The sequence below is a fragment of the Candidatus Accumulibacter cognatus genome, assembly GCF_000584975.1.
In the GTDB taxonomy this organism is placed as follows: domain Bacteria; phylum Pseudomonadota; class Gammaproteobacteria; order Burkholderiales; family Rhodocyclaceae; genus Accumulibacter; species Accumulibacter cognatus.
In genome coordinates this window covers 24853-33188 of record NZ_JDST02000101.1, presented here as the reverse complement: position 1 = coordinate 33188, position 8336 = coordinate 24853, and the positions used below count along the sequence as shown (strand labels likewise).

Sequence of the window (8336 nt, the reverse complement as noted above, 5' to 3'; positions counted from 1 at the left end):
CGTTCGGCTTCGCGCCGGGCGGCGGCCTCGGCGGCCTGACGTTCGGCTTCGCGCCGGGCAGCGGCCTCGGCGGCTTCGCGCTCGGCTTTTTCTGTGGCCTGGCGCTCGGCCAGTCGACGTGCGGCGGCTGCAGCGGCCTGGCGCGCGGCATTGTCGGCGGCTTGACGTTCGGCTTCGCGAGCGGCTTGCGCACGCGCCTCCCGCTCGGCTCGCTCAGATTCTGAACGGCGAGCGACGAAAAAACGGATCAGAAGAATACCCACCAACACAGCAACGGCGATCAACAGCAAGGTCTGAATCATGGTCATTGAACTGGTCCCTTCATCATGGGCATCCACAAACATCGGCACCTGCCGATGCACATTCGGCCGCTGTTCCATGCACTGGCCGATGCGGCAACTCCATCCATATCAACATGATAAAACGAATAACTAGGCAGTTGAAAGCTCGATCGGCGATGAATCGGCAGGCACGGATGAATAATACAACCACATTTGCGCATGGCGGTGAGGCCCGGAAACTGAGAGAATCCTCCTTTGCAAACAATATCCGCCCATCGGAAGCCATCGGATCGGCACGAATCGACCCCAGTGAACACCTCAGGATGGGCAACCAATCCTGGACCACACACTGTTTTCCGGCTCGAGGTATGAGTGCGGGCAGCGGAGGTATCAATGGCACCACAAAGCACTTCTGCGGACATTTCACCGATCGATGAGATCATCGTCGACATGCGCGCCGGGCGTATGGTGGTTCTGGTGGACGAGGAGGATCGGGAAAACGAGGGCGACCTCGTGCTGGCTGCCGAGCATGTCACACCCGAGGCGATCAACTTCATGGCCCGCTATGGTCGTGGCCTGATCTGCCTGACGCTGACCGAGGCGCGCTGCCGGCAATTGGGCTTGGCGCCGATGGCGCGCGACAACAGGAGCCCTTTCAGTACGGCATTCACGGTTTCGATCGAAGCGGCCGAAGGCGTGACTACCGGTATTTCGGCACACGACCGCGCACTGACCATCGCTACCGCGGTGTCCCGCAACGCGCGACCCGACGAGATCGTGCAGCCAGGCCATGTCTTTCCGATCATGGCTCGCCCCGGGGGGGTCCTGGTGCGCGCCGGCCACACCGAAGCCGGCTGCGATCTGGCGCTGTTGGCCGGGCTCGAACCGGCGGCGGTGATCTGCGAAATCCTTAAGGAAGATGGCAGCATGGCTCGCCTCGACGACCTCGTCGAGTTTGCCCGTGCGCATGCTCTGAAAATCGGGACTATCGCCGATCTGATTCATTACCGGAGCCGACATGAGACGCTGATCGAGCGCACCCTTTCCAAACAGGTACAGTCTGTGCACGGCGAGTTCACCCTGCACGCCTATACCGACTGCACCTCGAACGAAGTGCACCTGGCTCTGACCAAGGGCGAAATCCGTCCCGACAAGGAGACTCTGGTGCGCGTCCACGAACCGTTGTCAGTGGTGGATTTCCTCGATCCAAGTGGCGGTCGGCATACTTTTTCACTGCACGTTGCGCAGGCCGCGCTGGCGCGGGTGGAAGCTGGCGTGATCGTGCTGCTGCACCGTCCCGAAAGCGGCCAGGATCTGCTCGCGCTACTCCGTGAACCGATCTCCGGCATACCTACGGCGACACGCTGGGACCCCCGTATCTACGGTATTGGCGCGCAGATCCTGCGCGACCTCGGTGTCGGCAAGATGAAACTTCTATCGAGCCCGCGCCGGATGCCAAGCATGACCGGCTTTGACCTCGAAGTGACAGGCTACATCGCCACGCCATCCGACCTTGAAAGACTCTAATGGGCACCCCGAAAAAACTTGCAGACACTCCTTCCATGGCACGTTACGAAGGCATTTACGAGTACGATGCTTCGCTCAAGGGCGACGGACTTGCGATTGGCGTGGTCATGAGCCGCTTTAACCAGGACATCGGCGAAGGCCTGCTCAGTGCCTGTACCAGCGAACTGAAGCGCCTTGGGGTCGCTGAGAGCCGCGTCCGCATCGCTACCGTTCCGGGCGCTCTGGAACTTCCTCTGGCCTTGCAGGGCATGGCAGACAGCGGTCGTTTCCAGGCCCTGATCGCGCTGGGTGCGGTGATTCGTGGAGAAACCTACCATTTCGAGATCGTCTCCAATGATTCCTGCCGGGCACTGATGGAAGTGCAGCTGAAGAGCGGCATCCCGATCGCCAACGGAATTCTGACGTGTGAAGACGACGATCAGGCGCTCGCCCGCATGCAGCAGAAGGGGGTTGACTGCGCACAGGCAGCCGTCGAGATGGCCAATCTGCTGCGCACACTCAGGGAGCCCTCATGATGGCCGAGCAGTCGCCAGCAACGTCAGCCGGCAAAGCGGCTGTGCTCAGGTCGCCGCGCCGCCGGGCTCGCGAATTCGTCCTGCAGGGACTCTATCAGTGGCGGGTAAGCGGTAACGACGAAGCTGCAATTGAGGCGCATCTGCGTGATATCGATGATTTCGACAAGGCCGACCGGGAATTCTTCGTCGGACTGCTGCGTGGCGTACTCGCGCAGCGTCAGATTCTTGAGGCAAAACTGCAAGCTTATCTCGATCGTCCCTTCAACGACCTCTCACCGATCGAAGCCTGCGTTCTGCTGGCGGGGGCTTTCGAGTTGAGCAATTACCCGCAAACGCCGTATCGGGTGATTATCAACGAGTCGATCGAGTTGGCCAAGGGTTACGGTGGAACCGACGGGCACAAGTACGTGAACGGCGTTCTCGACAGACTCGCTACCGGCTTGCGTCCGGCCGAGGTAGAAGCCAAGCGGGGGGGGCGTGTCAAGGGCCGTTAAGTGGCGCGTTGCGGTACTGAATGTCAGGCTCGGAAGCGGCAATGACCAGTGAATTTGAACTGATCCGCAATCATTTCGTGCGTCCGACGCCGCAGGCAATCCTCGGTCCTGGTGACGACTGTGCGCTGATTGCTCCCGCGCTGGGAATGCAGTTGGCGATCACCACTGACATGCTGATCGCCGGCACACATTTTCTGCCGGATACGGATCCCTGCCAGCTTGGCTGGAAAACTTTGGCAGTCAATCTCTCCGATCTCGCCGCAATGGGGGCCAGGCCACGCTGGGCCTTGCTTGCCGGTAGTCTGCCGGAAGTGAGCGAGCCATGGATCGCCGCCTTTACCGACGGGCTCTTTGCCTGCGCCAGTTACTACGGCGTCGATATCATTGGTGGTGATACGACACGTGGCCCGCTCGCTTTCTGCCTTACGGCCATCGGGGAGGTTCCCATCGGCATGGCCTTACGTCGTGACCAGGCATTGCTCGACGATGACCTCTGGGTGTCCGGGCAACCCGGTCTCGCGGCCCTGGGTCTGGCACACCTGCAGGGGCGAACCGTGCTTGCCGAGCCACTGCTCAAACCCTGTCTGGCTGCCCTGCAGCGGCCGCTGGCGCGCGTCGAACTGGGACTTGAGCTACGCCGGCGTGGCCTGGCGCATGCCGCCATCGATGTCTCCGATGGGCTGCTCGCTGACCTTGGCCACATCCTCCAAGGGTCGGCGGTCGCCGCCGAACTTTTTGTGGCGCAACTACCGCCGTTGCCGACGACAGCAGACCCCGTGCTGGCCCGCCAATGCCAGCTTGCCGGCGGCGATGATTACGAACTGGTATTCTCCGCTGCACCCGAAAAGCGTGCCGAGATCACCGCACTCGCCGACCATCTGGCCTTGCCGCTCTGGCGTTGTGGCCTGGTCGTCGGCGCTGCCCCCGGCCAGCTGACGCTGCTCGACGACCAGGGACGGGTGGTACCGATCAATGAAAAGGGATACGATCACTTTGGCTAGTCCGCCTTCACTTCAATTCCTGCTGGTGCATCCCGCGCATTTGGTTGCCTGTGGTTTTGGCAGCGGCCTGTCGCCACGGGCGCCGGGAACGGTAGGCACCCTTTTCGCTTGGCTTACATTCCCCTGGTTACGTTCGTCGATGAGCGACTTCGAACTGCTCGGGTTCCTCCTGCTCTGTTTCCTCGGCGGCATCCTGGCGGTCCACAAGACCGGCGTCGATCTCGGGGTCATCGATCACGGCAGTATCGTCTGGGACGAAATCGTTCCCTTCTGGCTGGTGCTCCTGTTCTGTCCGGCGCACTGGCTATGGCAGGCAAGCGCCTTTTGCCTGTTCCGGTTTTTTGATATCGTCAAGCTACCACCGGCACGCTACTTCGACGAGAAGGTCAAGAATGGTTTCGGCGTCATGTGTGACGACCTGATGGCCGCGGGACATACATTGCTGGTTCTGGCCATCCTGCGCTTCGTATTGACGTGAGCCAGCACGATCAAGCCTCCCTGGAAGCATTGGCCGCCGCAGTCGGTCAGTTTCTGCTGGCGAATGGCGAGCGCCTGGCGACGGCCGAATCCTGTACTGGCGGCTGGCTGGGGCAGTGTCTGACCGCGGTTGCCGGGAGTTCTGCTTGGTTCGAACGAGGTTTCATTACCTATTCCAATGACGCCAAGATCGAGCTTCTCGGTGTCACCGCAGACACTCTCGCTGCACACGGCGCAGTCAGCGAAGCAACTGCCATGGCGATGGCCCTGGGCACCCTGCAGCGAAGTCGTGCCGACTGGGCGCTGGCCATCACGGGCGTTGCAGGTCCGGGCGGGGGGGGGCCGGGTCGTCCAGTCGGTACCGTCTGCTTTGCCTGGGTCGGACCGGATGGATATGTCGAATCATGCACTCGTCATTTTCAGGGCAGCCGCGAGTCGGTGCGGGCGCAGTCGGTTGCGCATGCCCTGACCGTGCTCCTCGAACAGGCCGGGAGCCGTCTGGCCTGACGGCCGCGACAGCGGTCTGCCGGTTCGCCTGGACCAGTAATTCCACCCGTCATTTCGGCCAATCAACTCCGCCATATAATAAGATGATTCACTCGAATGAGCCTTCCCCTTACAAGCCCAATGTGCTCAGTCATCATGAACTCACCTTTTTTTCGGTTATGGCGATTACTCTGGCTATTGCCGATCCTGCTGTGTTCCGTCGGGATGGCCGAGGCAGTGGTTCTCGGCAAGATGACCGTGCTGTCAGGCCTGGGGTCGCACTTCGAAGCCGAGGTACCCCTTCTTGATGTATCTGCCGCAAATCAACCGCTGGCAGAATGTTTCCACCTTGGACAGCGGGGCCAGACCGACGAGAATGTGGGGGTAGCGCTGCTGACGCGCGGTCGCGTTTCCATTGAGCAGCGTGGCGCTGGGCTGCGTTTGTATATTGTTTCCGACCAAGTCATCAACGAACCGGTACTACAGGTCAATGTGCATGCCGGTTGTGGCGCCGAAGTGGTACGCAAGTACCTGCTGCTGATCGATCCTCCTCTGGCCAGGAAACCTGCGGTGGACCTGCCCGCCATTCGTGCGGCAGCGGTCCCCGAGCCGGAGCAGGTTTCCCGTTCGCGGCCGGTAACAGGCTTGCAGTTCGGTGACACCCGGCAAGTGTTGCCAGCCGTGCGTCCGGTCGCGACTCCCGGAGCAGGCGCTGCAGGCGATACGCCATACAGCTTTCGACCGGAAAGACCTCTGCCCCGGAAAGCATCCCCTGGTTCTGGCGCAATCGATCGCCTCCTCCTTTCCGGCGGCACCGACCGCCATCCGTCCGGGATCGCCGGCGACCTGCCTTTGCGTTTGAGTACCAGACCATCGGTTCAATTAATGAACAAGATGACCGAGAGTCAGCGCTCGATGTTGCGTATCGAGTACCAGCTCTTGTCGGCTCTGCATACGCAGGCTGAGCAGCAGCTGGCCGTTGCGGAACAGGTGCGGAGGCTGGATGCGACGCTCAACGATCTGCAGAGGAAGAACCTAGGTCAGGGCAGGCAGCAGACGCTCGTCGCAGCAGCAATACCGGCCAGCTCGCCCGTGCAGCCGGCCACCACACCAACCCGGATGGCAGCGCCGCCAGTCGCGCCAGTGACTGAAAATACGGATTGGTGGCTTGAGGCAGGGCTGCTGCTTGGGCTAATTGCCGGCTTGACCTGGCTGTTTCGCCGCCGTTCCGGCAATGCATCCGGCCTGTCGGAAATTGCCGAATCGACGTTTCCGCCGGAAAACTTCAGCGAAGCTGTCGACAGAAATCGCCAGCCCATTCAGATCGCAGAGCGTCCGGTAACCGTTGCCGAGGACGAGTCGAGGGGGGATGCCCTGCTGATTCCGGGCGGTGTTACGAGCGGGTTGGTGACACGCGACGATGATGAAGTGACTGCAGTACTGCAACTTGCAGAGATCATGATCTCCTTCGGACGTGTCACGGGCGCAGCACAGGTATTGGAAGAGTTCCTCGAACAAAAACCGACGCTCGCAGTGACTCCCTGGTTGAAACTGCTCGAGGTTTACCGGCAGAACGAGCAGCGTGAGGCCTTCGAAGCACTCGGTTTGCAGCTCAAACGCCATTTCAATGTCGCTGCAGCGGATTGGGAAAGCGCCGGAGAACTCGTTGAACCGGTCTTTGCTGCCAGCGATGAACAGTCGGGGTCGATTGAACAACTGCTGGTGCGCCTCCCCAGGGTAGGGCAATTGCCACATATCAAGGTCATGGTGACACGTACCTGGGGTTCTCCCGATTGCCTGGCCTATCTGCACAGACTCTTGCGCGACAACCGCGATGGCGAGCGCAGAGGCTTTCCTCTGGGTACCGCGCGTGAATTGCTGTTTCTGATCGACCTTCTAGAGAACCGCCTCGCACGCCAGAACTGATGCCCGCAGGCGAAATGGTTGCGTATACTGTCCATTTTCACATGAATGTATATGATTACATTATTTGTGGTGGCGCGGATGTGGACATGATCTGCGCGGTCGAACGTGGGATAATTCCTCTCATTCAAGAAAAAGGACAGGCAACAATGAATGACAACAAGTCGAAGGCGCTGGCTGCTGCGTTGGCACAGATCGAAAAGCAGTTTGGCAAAGGCTCGATCATGAAGATGGGTGATGGGAGCGTCGTGACCGACATCTCGGTCGTTTCCACCGGTTCGCTGGGACTCGATATTGCACTTGGTATTGGTGGTTTGCCGCGTGGCCGCGTGGTCGAGATTTATGGCCCGGAATCCTCGGGCAAAACGACCCTGGCCCTGCAAGTGATTGCTGAAATGCAGAAACTCGGAGGGACGGCCGCCTTCATCGATGCCGAGCATGCGCTCGACCCTGGCTATGCCCAGAAACTTGGTGTGAATCTTGATGAACTGCTCATCTCCCAGCCGGACACCGGCGAACAGGCTTTGGAAATCGCTGACATGCTGGTGCGTTCGGCCAGTGTCGATGTGGTGGTGATCGATTCGGTTGCAGCCCTCGTACCAAAGGCGGAGATCGACGGCGAAATGGGCGACTCGCTGCCCGGTTTGCAGGCTCGTCTGATGAGCCAGGCGCTGCGCAAGCTGACGGCCAATATCAACCGTACCAATACCCTGGTCATTTTCATCAACCAGATTCGAATGAAAATCGGCGTCATGTTCGGCAGTCCAGAAACCACCACCGGCGGCAACGCCCTCAAGTTCTACGCTTCGGTGCGCCTCGACATCCGCCGCATTGGCAGCATCAAGAAGGGTGATGAAGTCATTGGCAACGAAACTCGGGTCAAGGTCGTCAAGAACAAGGTCGCTCCACCTTTCCGCGAAGCCACATTCGATATCCTTTACGGAGAAGGAACATCGCGTGAAGGCGAGATCATCGAACTCGGTGTGCTGCACAAACTGGTCGACAAGTCGGGATCCTGGTACGCCTACAATGGCGAGAAAATTGGCCAGGGCAAGGACAATGCCCGCGAATATCTCCGGAGCAAGCCGCAAATCGCGGAGGAAATCGAGGCCAGAATCCGTGCCGCGGTGAAAGCCCCATCCTCTGCCGCGATCATCGCTTCATAAGTGACCGACGATGCAGGACGCTTTGCGCGAACGTGCTCTGCGCTTGCTCGCCCGCCGTGAATACACACGTCAGGAACTATCACACAAGATTTCGCCCTTTGCTGAATCGTCGGAGCAGCTGGAAGCCCTGCTCGATGATCTGACGAGCAGGTATCTGCTTTCCGATCAACGTTACGCGGAAGCGCGGCGCAATTCGCGAGCGCCGCGCCTGGGTGACGCGCGTCTGGCGTACGAACTCCGTTCCAAAGGAGTGGCTGCCGAACTGGTAAGCGCGACACTGGCCGCTGGAGAAGACGAATTGACGCGCGCGCGCCGGGTCTGGCAGCGGCGCTTTGGCAGCTTGGCTGATGTTGGTGATGTTGCCGAGCAAGCTCGGAAAATTCGCTTCCTGGCCGGGCGGGGATTTTCGGGTGAGACCATTCGGCGTTTGCTGAGCAGCAGCGCCACTCTTGAAGACGATTGAGCC

10 protein-coding genes are annotated in these 8336 nt (G+C 60.1%); 9 read left to right on the top strand and 1 reads right to left on the bottom strand.

The window, feature by feature from the left end; all coding sequences use genetic code 11:
- Positions 1-308, bottom strand: a 308-nt coding sequence (locus tag AW06_RS17085) for a hypothetical protein (RefSeq protein WP_273704833.1), incomplete at its 3' end; no start/stop codon positions are given.
- Between the two features lie 366 nt (positions 309-674).
- Here AW06_RS17085 and ribBA point away from each other — a divergent pair.
- The 9 genes from ribBA (at position 675) to recX (ending at position 8333) form a co-directional block, all read left to right on the top strand.
- Entirely contained in the window at positions 675-1808 is a 1134-nt protein-coding gene (gene ribBA / locus AW06_RS17080; RefSeq protein WP_034952576.1) for a bifunctional 3,4-dihydroxy-2-butanone-4-phosphate synthase/GTP cyclohydrolase II, read from the top strand.
- Positions 1809-1843: 35 nt separating this feature from the next.
- Positions 1844-2323: a 6,7-dimethyl-8-ribityllumazine synthase gene (gene ribH / locus AW06_RS17075; RefSeq protein ID WP_034952610.1), complete on the top strand. Its 480-nt coding sequence runs from the start codon at positions 1844-1846 to the stop codon at positions 2321-2323.
- On the top strand, positions 2323-2817 hold the full coding sequence (nusB, locus tag AW06_RS17070; protein ID WP_034952574.1) for a transcription antitermination factor NusB: 495 nt from the start codon (positions 2323-2325) through the stop codon (positions 2815-2817). The genes ribH and nusB overlap by 1 nt, the downstream gene beginning before the upstream one ends.
- A 41-nt stretch (positions 2818-2858) precedes the next feature.
- Positions 2859-3818: a thiamine-phosphate kinase gene (gene thiL / locus AW06_RS17065; RefSeq protein ID WP_034952571.1), complete on the top strand. Its 960-nt coding sequence runs from the start codon at positions 2859-2861 to the stop codon at positions 3816-3818.
- Entirely contained in the window at positions 3790-4296 is a 507-nt protein-coding gene (locus AW06_RS17060) for a phosphatidylglycerophosphatase A (protein WP_046535333.1), read from the top strand. The genes thiL and AW06_RS17060 overlap by 29 nt, the downstream gene beginning before the upstream one ends.
- Entirely contained in the window at positions 4293-4802 is a 510-nt protein-coding gene (locus AW06_RS17055) for a CinA family protein (protein WP_034952568.1), read from the top strand. Before AW06_RS17060 ends, AW06_RS17055 begins: the two co-directional genes overlap by 4 nt.
- A gap of 135 nt (positions 4803-4937) precedes the next feature.
- On the top strand, positions 4938-6707 hold the full coding sequence (locus AW06_RS17050) for a hypothetical protein (protein ID WP_273704832.1): 1770 nt from the start codon (positions 4938-4940) through the stop codon (positions 6705-6707).
- A gap of 146 nt (positions 6708-6853) precedes the next feature.
- A complete protein-coding gene (gene recA, locus AW06_RS17045; protein WP_034952563.1) occupies positions 6854-7870 on the top strand; it encodes a recombinase RecA in 1017 nt (338 codons plus the stop codon).
- A 10-nt stretch (positions 7871-7880) separates the two neighbouring features.
- A complete protein-coding gene (recX, locus tag AW06_RS17040; protein WP_034952560.1) occupies positions 7881-8333 on the top strand; it encodes a recombination regulator RecX in 453 nt (150 codons plus the stop codon).
- Positions 8334-8336: the final 3 nt, after the last annotated feature.

What these genes read in the sequence shown, in the direction of transcription:
- ribBA (WP_034952576.1), top strand. Translation starts at nt 675, where the DNA reads ATGGCACCACAAAGCACTTCTGCGGACATTTCACCGATCGATGAGATC.
- ribH (WP_034952610.1), top strand. Translation starts at nt 1,844, where the DNA reads ATGGCACGTTACGAAGGCATTTACGAGTACGATGCTTCGCTCAAGGGC.
- nusB (WP_034952574.1), top strand. Translation starts at nt 2,323, where the DNA reads ATGGCCGAGCAGTCGCCAGCAACGTCAGCCGGCAAAGCGGCTGTGCTC.
- thiL (WP_034952571.1), top strand. Translation starts at nt 2,859, where the DNA reads ATGACCAGTGAATTTGAACTGATCCGCAATCATTTCGTGCGTCCGACG.
- AW06_RS17060 (WP_046535333.1), top strand. Translation starts at nt 3,790, where the DNA reads ATGAAAAGGGATACGATCACTTTGGCTAGTCCGCCTTCACTTCAATTC.
- AW06_RS17050 (WP_273704832.1), top strand. Translation starts at nt 4,938, where the DNA reads ATGAACTCACCTTTTTTTCGGTTATGGCGATTACTCTGGCTATTGCCG.
- recA (WP_034952563.1), top strand. Translation starts at nt 6,854, where the DNA reads ATGAATGACAACAAGTCGAAGGCGCTGGCTGCTGCGTTGGCACAGATC.
- recX (WP_034952560.1), top strand. Translation starts at nt 7,881, where the DNA reads ATGCAGGACGCTTTGCGCGAACGTGCTCTGCGCTTGCTCGCCCGCCGT.